Origin of the sequence: Pseudomonas sp. NPDC012596, from assembly GCF_042902325.1 — a bacterium.
Taxonomy (GTDB): Bacteria; Pseudomonadota; Gammaproteobacteria; order Pseudomonadales; family Pseudomonadaceae; genus Aquipseudomonas.
On record NZ_JBIBEB010000028.1, the window covers coordinates 23,522 to 41,931 of the forward strand.

General features: G+C 63.1%; 19 protein-coding genes. 13 read left to right on the top strand and 6 right to left on the bottom strand.

Annotated elements, in window-relative coordinates; all coding sequences use genetic code 11:
• Positions 1 to 36 precede the first annotated feature (36 nt).
• The 6 genes from minD (at position 37) to ACFY68_RS25090 (ending at position 5,801) form a co-directional block, all read left to right on the top strand.
• Complete coding sequence (gene minD, locus ACFY68_RS25065) at positions 37 to 849, top strand: septum site-determining protein MinD (protein ID WP_110996258.1); 813 nt, start codon at positions 37 to 39, stop codon at positions 847 to 849.
• 3 nt (positions 850 to 852) lie between these two features.
• Positions 853 to 1,107 (top strand): cell division topological specificity factor MinE, encoded by a 255-nt coding sequence (minE, locus tag ACFY68_RS25070; protein ID WP_043206650.1) that lies wholly within the window; start codon positions 853 to 855, stop codon positions 1,105 to 1,107.
• 150 nt (positions 1,108 to 1,257) lie between these two features.
• Positions 1,258 to 1,893 carry an RluA family pseudouridine synthase gene (locus ACFY68_RS25075; RefSeq protein ID WP_346615651.1) on the top strand — a complete coding sequence of 212 codons (636 nt, stop codon included), beginning with the start codon at positions 1,258 to 1,260 and terminating at the stop codon, positions 1,891 to 1,893.
• A 64-nt stretch (positions 1,894 to 1,957) separates the two neighbouring features.
• Positions 1,958 to 3,247: a M18 family aminopeptidase gene (locus ACFY68_RS25080; protein ID WP_387533067.1), complete on the top strand. Its 1,290-nt coding sequence runs from the start codon at positions 1,958 to 1,960 to the stop codon at positions 3,245 to 3,247.
• Positions 3,248 to 3,435: 188 nt separating this feature from the next.
• Positions 3,436 to 3,603: a hypothetical protein gene (locus ACFY68_RS25085; RefSeq protein WP_011532728.1), complete on the top strand. Its 168-nt coding sequence runs from the start codon at positions 3,436 to 3,438 to the stop codon at positions 3,601 to 3,603.
• 44 nt (positions 3,604 to 3,647) lie between these two features.
• Positions 3,648 to 5,801 carry a mechanosensitive ion channel family protein gene (locus ACFY68_RS25090; protein ID WP_387533071.1) on the top strand — a complete coding sequence of 718 codons (2,154 nt, stop codon included), beginning with the start codon at positions 3,648 to 3,650 and terminating at the stop codon, positions 5,799 to 5,801.
• A 100-nt stretch (positions 5,802 to 5,901) separates the two neighbouring features.
• On the opposite strand, the gene ACFY68_RS25095 is transcribed toward ACFY68_RS25090, so the two are convergent.
• Positions 5,902 to 6,615 (bottom strand): UTRA domain-containing protein, encoded by a 714-nt coding sequence (locus ACFY68_RS25095; RefSeq protein WP_387533074.1) that lies wholly within the window; start codon positions 6,613 to 6,615, stop codon positions 5,902 to 5,904.
• Positions 6,616 to 6,955: 340 nt separating this feature from the next.
• On the opposite strand from ACFY68_RS25095, the gene ACFY68_RS25100 reads away from it, so the two are divergent.
• From ACFY68_RS25100 to ACFY68_RS25125, 6 genes are all read left to right on the top strand, one after another.
• Positions 6,956 to 8,020 carry an ABC transporter substrate-binding protein gene (locus ACFY68_RS25100; RefSeq protein WP_387533077.1) on the top strand — a complete coding sequence of 355 codons (1,065 nt, stop codon included), beginning with the start codon at positions 6,956 to 6,958 and terminating at the stop codon, positions 8,018 to 8,020.
• Between the two features lie 143 nt (positions 8,021 to 8,163).
• Positions 8,164 to 8,970: an alkaline phosphatase family protein gene (locus ACFY68_RS25105; protein ID WP_346615646.1), complete on the top strand. Its 807-nt coding sequence runs from the start codon at positions 8,164 to 8,166 to the stop codon at positions 8,968 to 8,970.
• Positions 8,967 to 9,818 (top strand): ABC transporter permease, encoded by an 852-nt coding sequence (locus tag ACFY68_RS25110; protein ID WP_387533080.1) that lies wholly within the window; start codon positions 8,967 to 8,969, stop codon positions 9,816 to 9,818. Before ACFY68_RS25105 ends, ACFY68_RS25110 begins: the two co-directional genes overlap by 4 nt.
• A complete protein-coding gene (locus tag ACFY68_RS25115) occupies positions 9,808 to 10,602 on the top strand; it encodes an ABC transporter permease (RefSeq protein WP_387533083.1) in 795 nt (264 codons plus the stop codon). Before ACFY68_RS25110 ends, ACFY68_RS25115 begins: the two co-directional genes overlap by 11 nt.
• A gap of 1 nt (position 10,603) precedes the next feature.
• Complete coding sequence (locus ACFY68_RS25120) at positions 10,604 to 11,593, top strand: ABC transporter ATP-binding protein (protein WP_346615643.1); 990 nt, start codon at positions 10,604 to 10,606, stop codon at positions 11,591 to 11,593.
• A 13-nt stretch (positions 11,594 to 11,606) separates the two neighbouring features.
• Complete coding sequence (locus ACFY68_RS25125; RefSeq protein ID WP_387533086.1) at positions 11,607 to 12,260, top strand: HAD family hydrolase; 654 nt, start codon at positions 11,607 to 11,609, stop codon at positions 12,258 to 12,260.
• A 121-nt stretch (positions 12,261 to 12,381) separates the two neighbouring features.
• On the opposite strand, the gene ACFY68_RS25130 is transcribed toward ACFY68_RS25125, so the two are convergent.
• A complete protein-coding gene (locus ACFY68_RS25130) occupies positions 12,382 to 13,344 on the bottom strand; it encodes an NAD(P)H-quinone oxidoreductase (RefSeq protein WP_387533089.1) in 963 nt (320 codons plus the stop codon).
• A gap of 140 nt (positions 13,345 to 13,484) precedes the next feature.
• Here ACFY68_RS25130 and ACFY68_RS25135 point away from each other — a divergent pair, with 140 nt between their 5' ends.
• Positions 13,485 to 15,566 carry a carboxy terminal-processing peptidase gene (locus ACFY68_RS25135; RefSeq protein WP_387533092.1) on the top strand — a complete coding sequence of 694 codons (2,082 nt, stop codon included), beginning with the start codon at positions 13,485 to 13,487 and terminating at the stop codon, positions 15,564 to 15,566.
• 398 nt (positions 15,567 to 15,964) lie between these two features.
• Here the strand turns inward: ACFY68_RS25135 and ACFY68_RS25140 are convergent, their stop codons facing one another.
• The 4 genes from ACFY68_RS25140 to ACFY68_RS25155 all read right to left on the bottom strand — a co-directional run bounded on the left by ACFY68_RS25140 (position 15,965) and on the right by ACFY68_RS25155 (position 18,243).
• On the bottom strand, positions 15,965 to 16,333 hold the full coding sequence (locus tag ACFY68_RS25140) for a hypothetical protein (protein ID WP_346615731.1): 369 nt from the start codon (positions 16,331 to 16,333) through the stop codon (positions 15,965 to 15,967).
• Positions 16,330 to 16,668 carry a helix-turn-helix transcriptional regulator gene (locus tag ACFY68_RS25145; protein WP_346615732.1) on the bottom strand — a complete coding sequence of 113 codons (339 nt, stop codon included), beginning with the start codon at positions 16,666 to 16,668 and terminating at the stop codon, positions 16,330 to 16,332. Before ACFY68_RS25145 ends, ACFY68_RS25140 begins: the two co-directional genes overlap by 4 nt.
• A 100-nt stretch (positions 16,669 to 16,768) precedes the next feature.
• Complete coding sequence (locus ACFY68_RS25150) at positions 16,769 to 17,209, bottom strand: YkvA family protein (RefSeq protein ID WP_387533096.1); 441 nt, start codon at positions 17,207 to 17,209, stop codon at positions 16,769 to 16,771.
• A gap of 281 nt (positions 17,210 to 17,490) precedes the next feature.
• On the bottom strand, positions 17,491 to 18,243 hold the full coding sequence (locus ACFY68_RS25155; RefSeq protein ID WP_346615734.1) for an FKBP-type peptidyl-prolyl cis-trans isomerase: 753 nt from the start codon (positions 18,241 to 18,243) through the stop codon (positions 17,491 to 17,493).
• Positions 18,244 to 18,410 lie beyond the last annotated feature (167 nt).

Here is an 18,410-nt window from a genome sequence, read left to right on the forward strand (position 1 = left end):
GGACACGTGTCCCGACTTATTTAGGGGTGAAACACCTTGGCCAAGATTCTCGTCGTTACTTCCGGCAAGGGGGGTGTGGGCAAGACCACCACCAGCGCCGCCATCGGCACCGGCCTCGCGCTGCGTGGCCACAAGACGGTCATCGTCGACTTCGACGTGGGCCTGCGTAACCTCGACCTGATCATGGGCTGCGAACGCCGCGTGGTGTACGACTTCGTCAACGTGGTCAACGGCGAAGCCAACCTGCAACAGGCCCTGATCAAGGACAAGCGCCTCGAAAACCTGTACGTGCTGGCCGCCAGCCAGACCCGCGACAAGGACGCGCTGACCAAGGAAGGCGTCGAGAAGGTACTGATGGAGCTCAAGGAGCAGTTCGAGTTCGTCGTCTGCGACTCGCCTGCCGGTATCGAAAAAGGTGCGCACCTGGCGATGTACTTCGCTGACGAGGCCATCGTCGTGACCAACCCGGAAGTCTCCTCGGTACGTGACTCCGACCGCATGATCGGCCTGCTGTCGAGCAAGTCGCGCCGTGCAGAGCAAGGCGATGATCCGATCAAGGAACACCTGCTGATCACCCGCTACCACCCGGAGCGCGTCGAGAAAGGCGAAATGCTCGGCGTCGAAGACGTCAAGGAAATCCTCTCGGTCGAACTGCTGGGCGTCATCCCGGAGTCTCAAGCGGTACTGAAGGCATCCAACCAGGGCATCCCGGTTATCCTCGACGACCAGAGCGATGCAGGCCAGGCCTACAGCGACACCGTCGACCGCCTGCTGGGCAAGCCAAAACCACTGCGGTTCATCGAAGTGCCGAAGCAAGGGTTCTTCGCGCGCCTGTTTGGAGGCAAATAAACCATGAACCTTTTTGACTTCTTTCGTGGCAGACAGAAACAGAGCAGCGCGTCGGTAGCGAAAGAGCGTCTACAGATCATCGTGGCGCACGAGCGCGGCCAGCGCAGCGAACCGGACTACCTGCCGGCGCTGCAGAAAGAGCTGCTCGAAGTGATCCGCAAGTATGTGAACATCGGCAGCGATGATGTACATATCGAGCTGGAAAACCAGGGCAGTTGCTCGATTCTTGAGCTGAACATCACCTTGCCTGATCGCTGATTCAGCGACCTAGGTTGATTATTGGGGCTGCTTTGCAGCCCATCGCCGGCAAGCCAGCTCCTACAGGGTCCGCGCTGTACCTGTAGGAGCTGGCTTGCCGGCGATGGGCCGCAAAGCGGCCCCAATGGTTAATTTGACCGAGAACCTGCAATGCCGCTGTCGAACGTCCAGATCCTCCATGAAGATGCCGCCATCCTAGTGGTCAACAAGCCGACCCTGCTGCTGTCGGTACCCGGCCGTGCCGACGACAACAAGGACTGCCTGATCACCCGCCTGCAGGAAAACGGCTACCCCGATGCGTTGATCGTCCACCGTTTGGACTGGGAAACCTCAGGCATCATCCTGCTGGCCCGCGACGCCGACAGCCACCGCGAGCTGTCACGCCAGTTTCATGACCGCGAGACCGAAAAGGCCTACACCGCACTGTGCTGGGGCCAACCGGCGCTGGACAGCGGCAGCATCGACCTGCCGCTGCGCTACGACCCGCCGACCAAGCCGCGGCATGTGGTGGACCATGAGCAAGGCAAACATGCCCTGACCTTCTGGCGCATCATCGAACGTTGCGGCGACTACTGCCGGGTCGAGCTGACCCCGATCACCGGGCGTTCGCACCAGCTGCGCGTGCACATGCTGTCGATCGGCCACCCGCTGCTGGGCGACCGGTTGTACGCCAACCCTGAAGCCTTGGCGGCGCATGAACGGCTGTGCCTGCATGCGGCAATGCTTGGTTTCACCCACCCGGTGAGCGGCGAAAGGTTGAAGTTCGAGTGCCCGGCGCCCTTCTGAAGGGCCCGACACAATTTGTGATCTATCTGCGCTAAACTCGCGCCACTGCTGTCTGGAGTGAGTTATGCGCGAAGCACTGAATACCGGCCTGATCGATTTCCTCAAGGCCTCCCCCACGCCCTTCCACGCCACCGCCAGCCTGGCCCAGCGCCTCGAGGCTGCCGGTTACCAGCGCCTGGACGAGCGTGACAGCTGGGCCACGGTGCCCGGCGGCCGCTACTACGTCACCCGCAACGATTCGTCCATCATCGCCATCAAGCTGGGCAAGCAGGCACCGCTGCTGAGCGGCATTCGCATGGTCGGCGCGCACACCGACAGCCCGTGCCTGCGGGTCAAGCCGCAGCCCGAGCTGCAGCGCCAGGGCTTCCTGCAACTGGGCGTTGAGGTGTACGGCGGTGCCCTGCTGGCGCCGTGGTTCGACCGCGATCTGTCGCTGGCCGGGCGGGTCACCTTCCGCCGTGATGGCAAGGTCGAAAGCCAGCTGATCGACTTCAAGCTGCCGATCGCGATCATCCCCAACCTGGCCATCCACCTCAACCGCACCGCCAACGAAGGCTGGATGATCAACCCGCAGACCGAACTGCCGCCGATCCTGGCCCAGGTCGCGGGCGACGAGCGCATCGACTTCCGCGCCCTGCTCACCGAACAGCTGGCCCGCGAACACCAGCTGAACGCCGACGTGGTGCTGGATTACGAACTGAGCTTCTACGACACCCAGGACGCCGCCCAGGTCGGCCTGCACGGCGACTTCATCGCCGGTGCCCGGCTGGACAACCTGCTGTCGTGCTACGCCGGCCTGCAAGCGCTGCTGGCCGCCGACAGTGACGAAACCTGCGTGCTGGTGTGCAACGACCACGAAGAAGTCGGCAGTTGCTCGGCTTGCGGCGCCGACGGCCCGATGCTGGAACAGACGCTGCAGCGGCTGCTGCCGGACGGTGACGCCTTTGTGCGCACCATCCAGCGCTCGCTGATGGTGTCGGCTGACAACGCCCACGGCGTGCACCCGAACTACGCCGACAAGCACGACGGCAACCACGGGCCCAAGCTCAACGCCGGCCCGGTGATCAAGGTCAACAACAACCAGCGCTACGCCACCAACAGCGAGACCGCCGGGTTCTTCCGCCACCTGTGCATGGCCGAAGAAGTGCCGGTACAAAGCTTCGTGGTGCGCAGTGACATGGGCTGCGGCTCGACCATCGGCCCGATCACCGCCAGCAACCTGGGCGTGCGCACGGTCGACATCGGCCTGCCGACCTTTGCCATGCACTCGATCCGTGAGCTGTGCGGTAGCCATGACCTGGCGCATCTGGTGAAGGTGCTCACCGCGTTCTATCGTTGCCGCGAATTGCCTTGAGCCTGCAGTTGTAAGCACTGGCCTCTTCGCGGGACGAGCCCGCTCCCACATGCAGCGGTGAGCCTGTGGGAGCGGGCTTGCCCCGCGAAGAGGCCGGCACAGGCACTGCAACTGCCCAGGATCAATCCCGCTTCGCTTGCCACGCGCTATGCTTGGTACATGGCCCCAACGCAAAAGGATTGCAGTCCATGTCCCCCTTCCTGTCCCTGTTCGTGCCGGTGTTCCTGTTCCTGATGCTGCTGACCATCGGCTTCAGCCTGCGCGAGCGCAACATCGGCGTGCTGATGATGTGGATCGGCACCCTGGGTATCTTCGGCCTCACTTGCTGGAAGATCCTGGAGAAACTGCCCACATAAACCTCTACACTCGGGCAATCGTTTGACCTGAGGTAGATTTCCCGGTGCCAACCCTTCTGCGTTGCCTTGCCCTGCTGTTGTTTCTGTTCATCGCCCCGGCCCAGGCGGCGGGCCTGCCGAGCCTGCTGGGCTCCAGTGCGCCCGCTCAGCCCGAGGCCACCGAGCCGCTGGGCAAGTCGCTGGACGAGGTGATCAAGAACCTGGAAAACGACCAGCAACGGGCCAAGCTGCTGGCTGACCTGAAGAAACTTCGCGACGCCACCAAGCAATCGCAACCGACCGTCGAACAGGGCGTGCTGGGGCTGATCGGCGGCGCGCTGCATGACTTCGAGAAACAATTCAGCGGCGACGCCAGCCCGTTCAACCGCTGGGCGCTGGAGTTCGAGCAGGCCCAGGCCGAATTGGTGGAGCTGGTGGTCCCGGTGCACCAATGGCCGGCGATCCTGTTCGGCTTTGCCGCGATCATCGCCGTGTGGAGCCTGCTGGCCTATGCCTTCAATTGGATCGGCCACCGCGTTCGGGTGCGCTTCGGCCTGACCGAGGAGCTGCCCCAGCACCCGCGCACCTGGGACCTGGTGCGCTTCGCCCTGCGCAAGCTCGGGCCGTGGCTGGTGGCGCTGGTGTTCACGGTATACCTGAGCTTTGCCCTGCCCTCTTCGCTGGGCAAGTCGATGGCCATGGTGCTGGCCTACGCGCTGGTGGTGGGCACCTGCTTCTCGGCCATCTGCGTGATCGCCTTCTCGCTGCTCGACGGCCCGCACCGCCACCGTGCCCTGCACATCCTGCGCCACCAGGCTTTTCGGCCGCTGTGGCTGATCGGCAGCTTCGCCGCGTTTGGCGAGGCGATGAGTGACCCGCGCATGACCGTCGCCCTCGGTACGCACCTGGCACACGCGCTGGCCACCCTGGCCAACGTCATCGCCGCCCTGTGTACCGGGTTGTTCGTACTGCGCTTTCGCCGCCCGATCGCCCACCTTATCCGCAACCAGCCGCTGTCCCGGCGCCTGACCCGGCGCACGCTCAGCGACACCATCGAGATTCTCGGCAGCTTCTGGTTCGTCCCGGCGATGATCCTGGTGGCAATCTCGCTGTTCGCCACCTTCGTCTCGGCCGGCGACACCAGCACCGCCCTGCGCCAGTCGCTGATGTGCACGGTGCTGGTGGTGGTGTGCATGGTGCTCAACGGCCTGGTGCGCCGCCACGCCGCCAACCCCAAGCGCGCCAACAAGCGCCAGGCGGTGTACACCGAACGCCTGCGCAACTTCGGTTATGTGCTGGTGCACCTGTTCATCTGGCTGGTGTTCATCGAGCTGGGCTTGCGCGTGTGGGGCCAGTCGATGATCAGCTTCGCCGAGGGTGATGGCCATGAAGTCAGCCTGCGCCTGCTGGGCCTGGCTGGCACGCTGATTGTCGCCTGGCTGGTATGGATTCTCGCCGACACCGCCGTGCACCACGCGCTGGTGCGTTCGCGCCGGGGCCTGGCCAACGCCCGTGCGCAAACCATGATGCCGTTGATCCGCAACGTGATGTTCGTGGTGATTTTCATCATCGCGGTGATCGTCGCCCTGGCCAACATGGGCATGAACGTGACGCCGCTGCTGGCCGGTGCCGGTGTGATCGGCCTGGCGATCGGTTTTGGCGCGCAGTCGCTGGTAGCCGACCTGATCACCGGCCTGTTCATCATCATCGAGGACTCGCTGGCCATCGACGACTACGTCGACGTCGGCGGCCACCTGGGCACGGTCGAGGGCCTGACCATCCGTACCGTGCGCCTGCGCGACATCGACGGCATCGTGCACACCATCCCGTTCAGCGAAATCAAGAGCATCAAGAACTACTCGCGCGAGTTCGGCTACGCGATCTTCCGCGTGGCCATCCCGCATAGCATGAATATCGACCAGGCCATCACGCTGATCCGGGAAGTGGGGCAGAAGCTGCGCAACGACCCGCTGATGCGCCGCAACATCTGGTCGCCGCTGGAACTGCAGGGGGTCGAGAGTTTCGAGTCGGGCTCGGCGATATTGCGGGCACGCTTCAAGACCGCGCCGATCAAGCAGTGGGAAGTATCGCGGGCGTTCAACCTGGCACTGAAGCGGCAGTTGGATGAAGCGGGGCTGGACCTGGCGACGCCGCGGTTGTCGGTGCAGGTGGTGACTGCGGGCGGTGGCAGCATGGCAGAGGCTGGATCCTCCAGTTAAGGCCTCATCGCCGGCAAGCCGGCTCCCACAAGCACCCCACTGCTCTCAAAGGCAGCGCTGTACGGAGCCGGCTTGCCGGCGATTGGGCTGCAACCCAGCCCTACCCGGCATGGGCGCGGATGCGGATCGCATCATGCCGCCAATACTCCAGGTCACAGTCGATCAGATGCCCATGCTGGTCACTGTTGACCCGGGTGATGTGCAGCCCTGGGCTGCCCGTAGTCACCCTCAGTGCCGCCGCCGCGTCCACCGGTAACGCCGTGGGCAAGATCTCGAAGCACACCTGCCCATAGCGAATGCCATACACCCGTGCATAAATCTCGGTCAGCGACTGCGCCAGGTCCTGTTCGAGAATCGCCGGAAAATGCTGCGGGTTGAGGTAATGCTCGGCATACAGCACCGCCCGCCCATCGATGCGCCGCAACCTGCAAATCTGCACCACGCTGGACAGCGCCGGCAGGCGCAAACGCGCGCAAATTGCCGCCGGCGCCGGCTGCAGGCGCGCCGAGAGCAACTCGGTGGCTGCTACCCGCCCCTGGTCCCGCACCATCGCGTGAAAGTGGCTCCGCTCGATCAGGTCGTAGGTCAGCCGTTGCGGCGCGACGAACCACCCGCGCCGCTCCTCACGGTAGATCAGCCCCTGGGCTTCCAGCTGCGCCAGCGCCTCACGCAGGGTGATGCGCGTGGTGTCGAACACGTCGCTGAGCTTGCGTTCGGCCGGCAGCTTGCCGCCCGGCGCCAACAGGCCGTGCTCGATCTGCTCCTGCAACGCATGGCAGATGGCTGTTACCGCACGCGGTGGCGTCGACTGCATCAAGGGTTACCTATCTGGACTAGTCCAGCCCCAGAACAGGGCACTTGGAGAATAGTGCAAGCCTAGGCAGGGCTGATGAACATCCTGTGACAAAAGCGCTGAGCGGCCTCCCCAGGATGACTGCCAGATTCGCGCCAACCCTGAAGAATCGGGCCTTGCGATCTGAGCTACGCTGTATTTCCAGGAACCTCCAGCAGCCGGTTCAGGCCCTCTCCTACATCAAACTGTCATGCAACCGGCCTACCTTGGCGCAAGGTTTGCTGACCTAGACCAAAGGTTCCCAAGCAAAGGCTTCACTCATAACAACGATCGCGTAAGGCACCCACCCAAGGAGCTTCGGATGAAAAAGTTGTTCATGGCGTCACTGCTCGGCTCGGCCATCACCCTGTGTACTTCGGCCATGGCTGCCGGCACCGACCTCAAAGCCCTGGAAGACGCCGCCCGCAAGGAAGGCACCGTCAACAGCGTGGGCATGCCCGATGCCTGGGCCAACTGGAAAGGCACCTGGGATGACCTGGCCAGCAAGTACGGCCTCAAGCACAGCGACACCGACATGAGCTCGGCCCAGGAAATCGCAAAGTTCGAGGCCGAGAAGGACAACGCCAGCGCCGATATCGGTGACGTGGGTGCAGCCTTCGGCCCGATAGCCGTGACCAAGGGTGTCAGCCAGCCGTACAAGCCGAGCACCTGGGACCAGGTACCGGAATGGGCCAAGGACAAGGACGGGCACTGGGCGCTGGCCTATACCGGCACCATCGCCTTCATCATCAACAAGGACCTGGTGAAGGAAGAGGAACGCCCTAAAACCTGGCACGACCTGGAAAAAGGCAAGTACAAGGTCGCCATCGGTGACGTCGGCACCGCCGCCCAGGCTGCCAACGGCGTACTGGCCGCGGCCATCGCCTACAAAGGTGACGAGAGCAACGTCGCGCCGGGCCTGCAGCTGTTCACCAAGCTGGCCCAGCAAAAACGCCTGTCGCTGGCCAACCCGACCATCCAGACCCTGGAAAAAGGCGAAGTGGAAGTCGGCGTGGTGTGGGACTTCAATGGCCTGAGCTACCGTGATCAGATCGACCCCAAGCGCTTCGAAGTGCTGATCCCGTCGGACGGGTCGATCACCTCGGGCTACACCACCATCATCAACAAGTACGCCAAGCACCCGAACGCGGCCAAGCTGGCACGTGAATACATCTTCAGCGACGCCGGGCAGATCAACCTGGCCAAGGGGCATGCCCGGCCGATCCGCGCCGAGCACCTGAAACTGCCAGCCGACGTGCAGGCCAAGCTGCTGCCCAACGAGCAGTACGGTGCTGCGCAGCCGATCAAGAATGCCGAGGTGTGGGAAGCGACCTCGAAGAAGCTGCCGCAAATGTGGCAGGAGCAAGTGATCATCGAGATGGAGTAAGGGGCTAGTTTTCTAGCGTCTGAACCGGCCTCTTCGCCGGCAAGCCGGCTCCCACAAGGCAGCACAGTTTTCAGCCTTGTGGTGTACCTGTGGGAGCCGGCTTGCCGGCGATGAAGGCAACGCGGTTATTGACTGGAGCCACCATGCAACACAACGTCATCCTGGTCCTGCTCGACGGCCTCAACCACCAGGTCGCCCACCACGCCATGGGCCACCTGCACGCCTATGTCGAAGCCGACCGCGCCGCGCTGTACCGCGTGGAATGCGAGCTGCCGTCGCTGTCGCGGCCGCTGTACGAGTGCATCCTCACCGGCGTGCCACCGATCGACAGCGGCATCGTGCACAACAACGTCAACCGCCTGTCCAACCAGCGCAGCGTGTTCCACTACGCCCGCGAGGCCAACCTGGGCACCGCCGCCGCGGCCTATCACTGGATGAGCGAACTGTACAACCGCTCGCCCTTCGACCCACAACGCGACCGCCATACCCACGCCCCCAAGCTGCCGATCCAGCACGGCCTGTTCTATTGGGACGACCGTTACCCCGACTCACACCTGCTGGCCGACGCCGAGTACCTGCGCCGCCGCCATGCACCGAATTTCCTGCTGGTGCACCCGATGAGCATCGATGACACCGGCCACCGCCACGGCCTGGACAGCAGCCAGTATCGCAACGCTGCGCGCAGCGCCGACATCCTGCTGGCCGACTACCTGCCGCGCTGGCTCGAAGAGGGTTACCAGATACTGGTCACCGCCGACCACGGCATGAACAATGACCGCTCGCACAATGGCCTGCTGGCCGAGGAGCGCGAGGTGCCGCTGTTCGTGTTCGGCGATGCCTTCAGCCTGGACCCTGCTGCCAAGCCGCTGCAGACCGAACTGTGCGGTACCATCTGCGAATTGCTCGGCGTGCCCCACGACAAGACCGTCTGCCGGGAGCTGCTCAAGTGACCACCACCCACAGCCGCAGCGCCCGTGGCCGCTACCTGGCCCTGCTCTGCCTGCTGCCGTTCGCCGTGTTCTTCGTCATCTTCCAGATCGCACCGCTGGCCTGGGTGGCGATCAACAGCGTGCAATCGGAAGCCGGCTGGAGCATCGAAAACTTCAGCAAGGTGTTTGCCTCGAAGTTCTACCTGCAAGCGCTGCAGCGCAGCCTGGAGATCAGTTTCTGGTCGAGCCTGTTCGGCATCGTCATCGCCACCCTCGGCGCCTACTCGCTGCGCCAGGTGGATTCGCGCCTGCGCGACTTCGTCAGCGCCTTTGCCAACATGACCAGCAACTTCGCCGGCGTACCGCTGGCCTTTGCCTTCATCATTCTGCTGGGTTTCAACGGCGCACTGACCCTGCTGCTCAAGCAGGTCGGCCTGCTGGAGGACTTCAGCATCTACTCCAAAAGCGGCTTGATCCTGGTATACACCTACTTCCAGATCCCACTCGGCGTGCTGCTGCTCTACCCGGCCTTCGACGCCCTGCGCGAGGACTGGCGTGAGTCGGCCGCGCTGCTCGGCGCCAACCACTGGCAGTTCTGGCGGCACATCGGCCTGCCGGTGCTGGCCCCGGCGTTGCTCGGCACGTTCGTCATTCTGCTGGCCAATGCCCTGGGCGCCTATGCCACGGTGTATGCACTGACCACCGGCAACTTCAACGTGCTGCCGATCCGCATCGCCGGGCTGGTGGCCGGCGACATCAGCCTTGACCCCAACCTGGCCAGCGCCCTGGCCATGGTGCTGGTGGGCCTGATGACCGTGGTCACGGTGGTGCATCAATGGCTGCTCAAGAGGAGCTACCATGCGCACTGATTCCAACGCTGCCAGCCTATACCACCGCGCCGTGGTGTACCTGCTGTTCCTGATCCTGCTGCTGCCGCTGGCTGGCACCTTGCTCTATTCGCTGGCCACCAGCTGGTCGGCCAGCCTTCTGCCCAGCGGCCTGACACTGAAGTGGTACCTGGCACTGTGGAGCGAACCGCGCTTTCTGGCCGCCTTCGGCCAGTCGCTGCTGGTGTGCATGGGCGCCCTGCTGCTGTCGGTGGTGCTGATCCTGCCGCTGCTGTTCGTGGTGCACTACCACTTCCCCAAACTCGACGCGCTGATGAACATCCTCATCCTGCTGCCGTTCGCGGTACCCCCGGTGGTGTCGTCGGTGGGCCTGCTGCAGCTGTACGGCAGCGGGCCGATGGCCATGGTCGGCACGCCGTGGATCCTGATCGGCTGCTACTTCACCATCGCCCTGCCGTTCATGTACCGGGCGATCACCAACAACCTGCAGGCGATCAACCTGCGCGACCTGATGGACGCCGCCCAGCTGCTCGGCGCCAGCACCTGGCAGGCAGCGTTCCTGGTGGTGCTGCCGAACTTGCGCAAGGGCTTGATGGTGGCGCTGCTGCTGTCGTTCTCGTTCCTGTTCGGCGAGTTCGTGTTCGCCAACCTGCTGGTCGGTACCCGCTACGAAACCCTGCAGGTGTACCTGAACAACATGCGTAACAGCAGCGGCCACTTCAACAGCGCACTGGTGATTTCGTACTTCGCCTTCGTGCTGGTGTTGACCTGGGTCGCCAACCGCTTGAACAAGGACAAGACCTGACATGAGCTTCGTCAGCGTACAGAAACTGCATAAGAGCTATGCCGGCACCCAGGTGTTCGAGAACATCGACTGCCAGATCGAACGCGGCGAGTTCGTCACGCTGCTCGGCCCGTCCGGCTGCGGCAAGTCCACGCTGCTGCGCTGCATCGCCGGGCTTACCCCGGTGGACAGCGGGCAGATTCTGCTCGATGGCCAGGACATCGTGCCACTCAGCCCGCAAAAACGCGGGATCGGCATGGTGTTCCAGAGCTACGCGCTGTTCCCCAACATGACCGTGGAGCAGAACGTCGCGTTCGGCTTGCGCATGCAGAAAGTGAAAGCCGACGAGCGCCAGGCGCGAGTGCGCGAGGCCCTGGAGCTGGTAGAGCTGGGCAGCTTTGCGGGGCGCTACCCGCACCAGCTGTCCGGCGGCCAGTGCCAGCGCGTGGCCCTGGCCCGCTCGCTGGTCACACGCCCCCGCTTGTTGCTGCTGGACGAGCCACTGTCGGCACTGGATGCGCGCATCCGCAAGCACCTGCGCGAGCAGATTCGCGGCATCCAGCGGGAATTGGGGCTGACCACCATCTTCGTCACCCATGACCAGGAAGAAGCGCTGACCCTGTCGGACCGCATCTTCCTGATGAACCAGGGGCGCATCGTCCAGAGCGGCGATGCCGAAACCCTCTACACCGCGCCGGTGGACCTGTTTGCCGCCGGCTTCATTGGCAACTACAACCTGCTCGACCCCGACAGCGCCAGCCGCCTGTTGCAGCGCCCGGTAGCCAGCCGCCTGGCAATCCGCCCGGAATCGATCACCCTGGGCCGCCAAGGCGAACTGGACGGCGAGGTGCGCAGCCACAGCCTGCTGGGCAACGTGATCCGCTACCGGGTGCGGGTGCGCGACGTCGAACTGGTGGTCGATGTGCTCAACCGCTCATCCGCCGACCTGCACGCGGACGGGCAACGGGTATCCTTGTCGATCGACCCCACGGCGCTACGGGAAGTGGCCTAAGGAGATTCAACACATGGCACTGGCAATTTTCGACCTCGACGAAACCCTCATCCACGGGGACTGCGCGTCACTGTGGAGCGAGCAGATGGCGCGGCTGGGCTGGGTCGACGGCAAGACCTTCCTGCGCCGCGATCATGAGCTGATGGAGGCCTACGGCAAGGGCCACCTGGCGATGGAGGACTACATGGCCTTCAGCCTCGAGCCGATTGCCGGGCGCACGCTGGAAGAAGTCGAGCACCTGGTCGAGCCGTGGGTCGAGGAGGTGATCGAGCCGATCATATTTGGCGATGCCTGCCGCTGCATTGCCGAGCACCGCAAGCGTGGCGACCGCATCCTGATCATCTCGGCGAGCGGCACTCACCTGGTGGGGCCGATTGCGGCGCGGCTAGGCGTGGATGAATACCTGGCGATCGAGCTGGAGGCGGTGAACGGGGTGTATACCGGCAAGACCCATGGGGTGCTGACCTACCGTGAGGGCAAGATCACCCGTTTGCTGGAATGGCTGGATCAGGAGCAGGAGAATCTGGAGGGGGCGAGTTTCTATTCCGATTCGCGTAACGACTTGCCGCTGCTGCTGAAGGTGGACCACCCGCATGTGGTCAACCCGGATGCGGTGTTGCGTGAGCACGCCGAGAAGAATGGGTGGCCGATACTGAGCTGGGCCTGAAAAACTTCAGCGGCTGGTCCGGCCTCATCGCCGGCAAGCCGGCTCCCACAGGTTCACCACCGCTTCGAATAGTGTGGGGTTCCTGTGGCAGCCGGCTTGCCGGCGATGAGGCCTTCAAGCGCTAAACCAAGCTCGGGTCGATGACCATCACCAGCTTGCCCGACACCTGGTTGCTCTCAAGTGCGGCATACGCCGCCTGGGCGAACGCCACCGGGTAGGTATCCACCAGTTGCGGCGACAAGCGCCCTTCGGCGAACAGCGGCCACACCTGCTGCAGCAACTCACGCAACAACTCGGCCTTGAACCCGTCGTCACGGTTGCGCAGCGTGGAACCGGTGATCTCCAGGCGTTTGCCCAGCACCTGCGCCAGGTCCAGCTCGAACTTGCGCCCGCCCATCAGGCCAATGATCACCCAACGCCCGTCACGCGCCAGCAGCTTGAGGTTGAGTTCCCCGTAACTGGCACCGACCGGGTCGAGGATCACGTCGAACGGCCCGAAACCTTCAAGCGCTTCGAGGTTCTCGTTACGCACCACGCCACCGGCAGCCCCCAAAGCCTCGCAATACGCCAGGCGGTCCTGCGAACCAACACTCACATACACGGGGTTGCCAAACGCCTTGCACAGCTGAATGGCCGCCGAGCCGACGCCACTGGCGCCTGCGTGCACCAGCAGCTTTTCGCCCGCTTTGAGGTTGCCCAACTGGAAGATATTCAACCACGCCGTGGCATACACCTCGGGCAGCGCCGCCGCTTCGTGCAGGCTCAGGCCCTCGGGCACCGGCAGCACATGGCGGGCATCCACCACCACTTCCTCGGCCATCGCTCCGCTGGCCAGCAACGCGCAGACCCGGTCGCCCACGCGCCAGTCGGCGCCAGGCCCCACTTCCTCGATCACCCCGGCGCACTCCAGGCCCATGTAGGGGCTGGCGCCTGGCGGTGGCGGGTACAGCCCCTTCATTTGCAACAGGTCGGCGCGGTTCAGCCCCGCAGCGGCCACTCGAATGCGTACCTGGCCGGCGTCAAGGGCCGGGCGCACCGCCTCAACCCACTCCACATGTCCGTCTTCGCCTTGCAATGCCTTCACAGTGCCTCCATAGTTGAATCATGACTGAGCCTGGGGAACCCTCGCCCCGGGCTTTTTGCAGTATTTGTCCGGCTCCATGGAACCGGCAACGGAAAAGACGGCCTACTATGCGTGATCAATTGCCTCCACGTCGAATCAGCATGAAGCATTTCCTACCTAGCACCGCCCTGGCCCTCATTATCGGCCTCGGCAGCCTCACGCTCGGCGGCAATGCGGCGGCCGCCAACAAGTGGGACAGCCTACAGCCGGACCGTGACGAAATCGTCGCCAGCCTGAATGTGGTGGAGCTGCTCAAGCGCCACCACTACAGCAAGCCGCCACTGGATGACGCCCGCTCGGTGATCATCTATGACAGCTACATCAAGCTGCTCGACCCTGCGCGCAGCTATTTCACTGCGGCCGACGTCGCCGAGTTCGACAAGTGGAAGACGCAGTTCGACGACTTCCTCAAAAGCGGCAACCTCGAGCCCGGCTTTACCATCTACAAACGCTACCTTGATCGCGTCAAACAGCGCCTGGACTTTGCCCTGGCCGAGCTGAACAAGGGCGTCGACAAGATCGACTTCACCACCAAGGAAACCTTGCTGATCGACCGCAAGGATGCCCCGTGGATGAAGAACCAGGCCGAGCTCGACGACCTGTGGCGCAAACGCGTCAAGGACGAAGTGCTGCGCCAGAAGATCGCTGGCAAAGAGCCCAAGCAGATCCAGGAAACCCTGACCAAGCGCTACAAGAACCAGCTGGCGCGCCTGGACCAGACCCGTGCCGAAGATATCTTCCAGGCCTACATCAACACCTTTGCCCAGTCCTACGACCCGCACACCAATTACCTGTCGCCGGACAATGCCGAAAACTTCGACATCAACATGAGCCTGTCGCTCGAAGGCATCGGCGCGGTGCTGCAGAGCGACAACGACCAGGTCAAGATCGTCCGCCTGGTGCCGGCAGGCCCTGCCGCCAAGACCAAGCAAGTGGCCCCGGCCGACAAGATCATTGGCGTCGCCCAAGGCAACAAGGAAATGGTCGACGTGGTCGGCTGGCGCCTGGACGAAGTGGTCAAGCTGATCCGTGGCCCGAAAGGCTCGGTGGTGCGCCTGGAAGTCATTCCGGCCAGCAATGCCCCTAGCGACCAGACCAGCAAGATCGTTTCGATCACCCGTGAAGCGGTCAAACTTGAAGAGCAGGCGGCGAAGAAGTCGGTGCTCAAGCTCAAGCAGGACGGCCGTGACTACAAGCTGGGCATCATCGAGATCCCGGCCTTCTACCTGGACTTCAAGGCATACCGTGCCGGCGATCCGGAGTACAAGAGCACCACGCGTGATGTGAAAAAACTGCTGACCGAACTGCAGAAGGAAAAGGTCGACGGCGTGGTCATCGACCTGCGCAACAACGGCGGCGGTTCTTTGCAGGAAGCCACCGAGCTGACCAGCCTGTTCATCGAGAAAGGCCCGACCGTGCTGGTACGCAACAGCGACGGCCGTGTCGACGTGCTCGAGGACGAAAACCCCGGCGCCTTCTACAAAGGCCCGCTGGCGCTGCTGGTCAACCGTCTCTCGGCTTCGGCCTCGGAGATCTTCGCAGGCGCCATGCAGGACTACCACCGCGCCCTGATCATCGGCGGCCAGACCTTCGGCAAAGGTACCGTGCAGACTATCCAGCCGCTCAACCATGGCGAGCTGAAGCTGACCCTGGCCAAGTTCTACCGGGTTTCCGGGCAAAGCACCCAGCACCAGGGTGTGCTGCCGGACATCGACTACCCGTCGATCATCGACACCAAGGAAATCGGTGAAAGCGCCCTGCCCGAGGCCATGCCGTGGGACACCATCCGCCCGGTGGTCAAGCCGGCGGCAGACCCGTTCAAGCCGTTCCTGACGCAGCTCAAGGCCCAGCATGAAGCGCGCAGCGACAAGGATGCGGAATTCACCTACATCCGCGACCGCCTGGCGCTGACCAAGAAGCTGATGGACGAGAAGACCGTCAGCCTCAACGAGCAGGACCGCCGCGCTCGCCACGACGAGGTCGAAGCCAAGCAGCTGGCCCTGGAAAACACCCGCCGCAAGGCCAAGGGTGAAGAGCCGCTGAAAGAGCTGAAGAAAGAGGACGAGGATGCGCTGCCGGTGGAGGATGAGAACACCAAGCCGGAGGATGATGCTTACCTGTCCGAAACTGGGCGCATCTTGATTGACTACCTCAGTGCCAGCACCAAGGTGGCCAAGCAGTAATCAGATGAACGTTGGGTGAAACATGGAAGGGCCGGGCATGTGGAATGCTCGGCCCTTTTTGTTTGTGGGGCGGCGGAGTGGTTGGCTTGATGTTTGGGGCGCGGCGCTTCGCGGGGCAAGCCCGCTCCCACATTTGTTGCAACGTGCCATTCCAGTCAGGCCATGGTTGTCCGCCTTGGCGCATGACTGAAGACAGGTGAGGCGGCAGCAGTGCCAGCCGAAAAAACTCGTCGAGCCACCAAGGCTAACAACTATGGCCTATCAGGCCATGGCACGTTGCAACAAATGTGGGAGCGGGCTTGCCCCGCGAAGCGCCGCGCGGGCGGCGCTCGATCTCATAAACGCTGAAAAACCACCGACATGCGCTCGGCTGGCGAAACCTGAATCACGGCAACCGCTCAGGCAATCTCAGGATAAGGGTACTCAAACACCCGCACCACTTCCGACGCATGCCACGAAGCCGCCTCCATGCCATCCACCGGCCCGGAGAAGCGCCCCAGGCGCTCCACGCACTCGAAGAAGCCGGTACGCGGCAAGCGGCTGGCGCCCTGGCTGATGACCAGCGAGCTGCGTAGCGGCTGTTCGGCGCGTGCGTCCAGCACGGCTAGGTACTCCAGCGCGGCCGTCAGCGTCTGCATGGCCGGCGTGGGCAATTGAAGGCGCTCGATCAGCGCACGATAAGTCAGCAAGTGGCGTTGACGGCGGGCCAGGTCAAGCTCATCCAGCAGGCTCTGCCAATGCTGTCGGCTGATCCTGACCTGGCTCATGACGGCTCGCTCCAGCCTGCCACGCCCAGGTGCCAGGCAAGGGCACGGCGGATGACGTCCCCTGGCTCGCGTTCGCCCGATTCGATCATGGCCAAGTACGCAGGGCTGACACCCACATTGCGCGCCAGTGCTTCAGGCGCGATGCCCTTGGCCTGGCGCAACTGCGCCACCTCACTGAAAGCGGGCAGATCAACGCGTGTCGCGCGCTGTTCATCGACTTCGGCAACTGCTTGTGCTGGCACCTGCCCGGCCGCCTTGAGCAACGCCTGATACTGCTCCCAGGGAACAACGGCGTACTCGGGCTGACCGTCCCGGCTAATGACCTGAATACCCATAACAACCCCCTAACGTAGGATTACGGCATGTAATCCGTAGGCATAATCCTTATGCCAATTATATTACCAAGCGCGGGAGTCTGTGGGGATCTGCTCGCTTTCAGTGCGATTTGCGCTCCAGGCGCAGTGCTTCAGGGGTGTCGGGCAGCCGCTCGACCACGCGCAGGCGCTCTGGCGCCTGGCTGTCACGCCAGGCCTTGAAGCGCGCAAGTTCATCGGCCACGGTCTTCAGCACCCAGCCAAGCACGGCAATGTCATCCAGGAAGCCCACCCCCAGCAGCCAGTCCGGAATGGCATCGATTGGGCTGACGAAGTACAACAGGCCGGCGACGATGGTCACCAGGGCCTTGGGGCTGATTGCACGGTACTCGCCGCGCCACCAGGCCAGGCACAGCGACTGCAGCAGCTTGATGTCTTCGCGCAGCTGGCCGAGGCGCGGGCCTTTGCGGGCCACGGCAAACAACAGGGCCGGCAACCGGCCGCGGCTGAGCAGGCGCTCGGCCAAGGGCAGGAAGCGGGCGAAATTCCAGGGTGCGCTCATGGAGCCTCCAACGGGGAAAGGTTATCCACATTTATTGTGGATAACCTTGTGAACAGGGCGAAGTTTCTGACGGCAGGTGCCCACAAGGCAAGGGCCCCGGTCAGATCGGGCGTTTTTTACACAGTCGTTTCAATGGCGCAAACGATTTGCGTCAGAAGCGTCCTGCTTCTCCACGCTGCATTCTCTCGGACACTTACAGGCCCGCGAGGTTCGGCCCAGTGCCGGGCGCAGAAATGACAACGCCCCGTCGAGACGGGGCGTTGTGCTGTTACCGGCCAGTATTACTTGGCAGGTGCTTCAGCTGGGGCTTCGCCTTCCGGCGCTTCACCTTGCAGCTGGGCTGGATCCTTGATGGCGATCAGCTCCAGGTCGAAGACCAGAACCGAGTTGGCCGGGATCAGCGGGCTTGGGCTCTGCGCGCCGTAAGCCAGTTCAGCCGGGATGAACAGCTTGTACTTCTCGCCAACGTGCATCAGTTGCAGGCCTTCAACCCAACCCGGGATGACGCCGCTGACCGGCAGGTCGATCGGGCTGCCACGCTCTACCGAGCTGTCGAATACCTTGCCATCGGTCAGCTTGCCTTCGTAGTGGACAGTGACCACGTCGGTAGGCTTGGGCTGAGGACCATCAGCCTTCTTGATCACTTCGTACTGCAGGCCCGAAGCGGTGGTAACGACGCCAGGCTTCTTGGCGTTCTCTTCGAGGAATTTCTTGCCGGCAGAGGCAGCTTCTTCGCTGGCCTTGGCCAGGCGCTCTTCGGCACGCTTTTGCAGGGAGGTGAAGGCCTCTACCAGCTCTTCGTCCTTGATGCGCTGTTCTTTCTTGCTCACGGCGTCTTCGATGCCGAGTGCAACGGCTTTGGAATCAAGGTCTTCCATGCCTTCCTGAGCCAGGCTCTTGCCCATGTTCAGGCCGATACCGTAGGAGGCTTTCTGTGCCGGAGTTTTCAGCTCGGGGCTGCTGGCTTGTTGATCACAGCCAGCCAGTACCAGGCCTACCAGGGCAACCGCAGCCGCCAAACGATGCTGTTTCATGCTATTTCCTTGTTCATGCGCCATGTGGGCAATCAGGGTAAAGCCGCGAGCTTATCAGGCGGCCATTACCAATGGCTACCGGCATAAGAGCGGGTTCTGGTAAGGAAGTTCAGTACTTAAAACGTTATTCATCCACGGGCTACAGCCATTGGCCAGTATTGACCCAT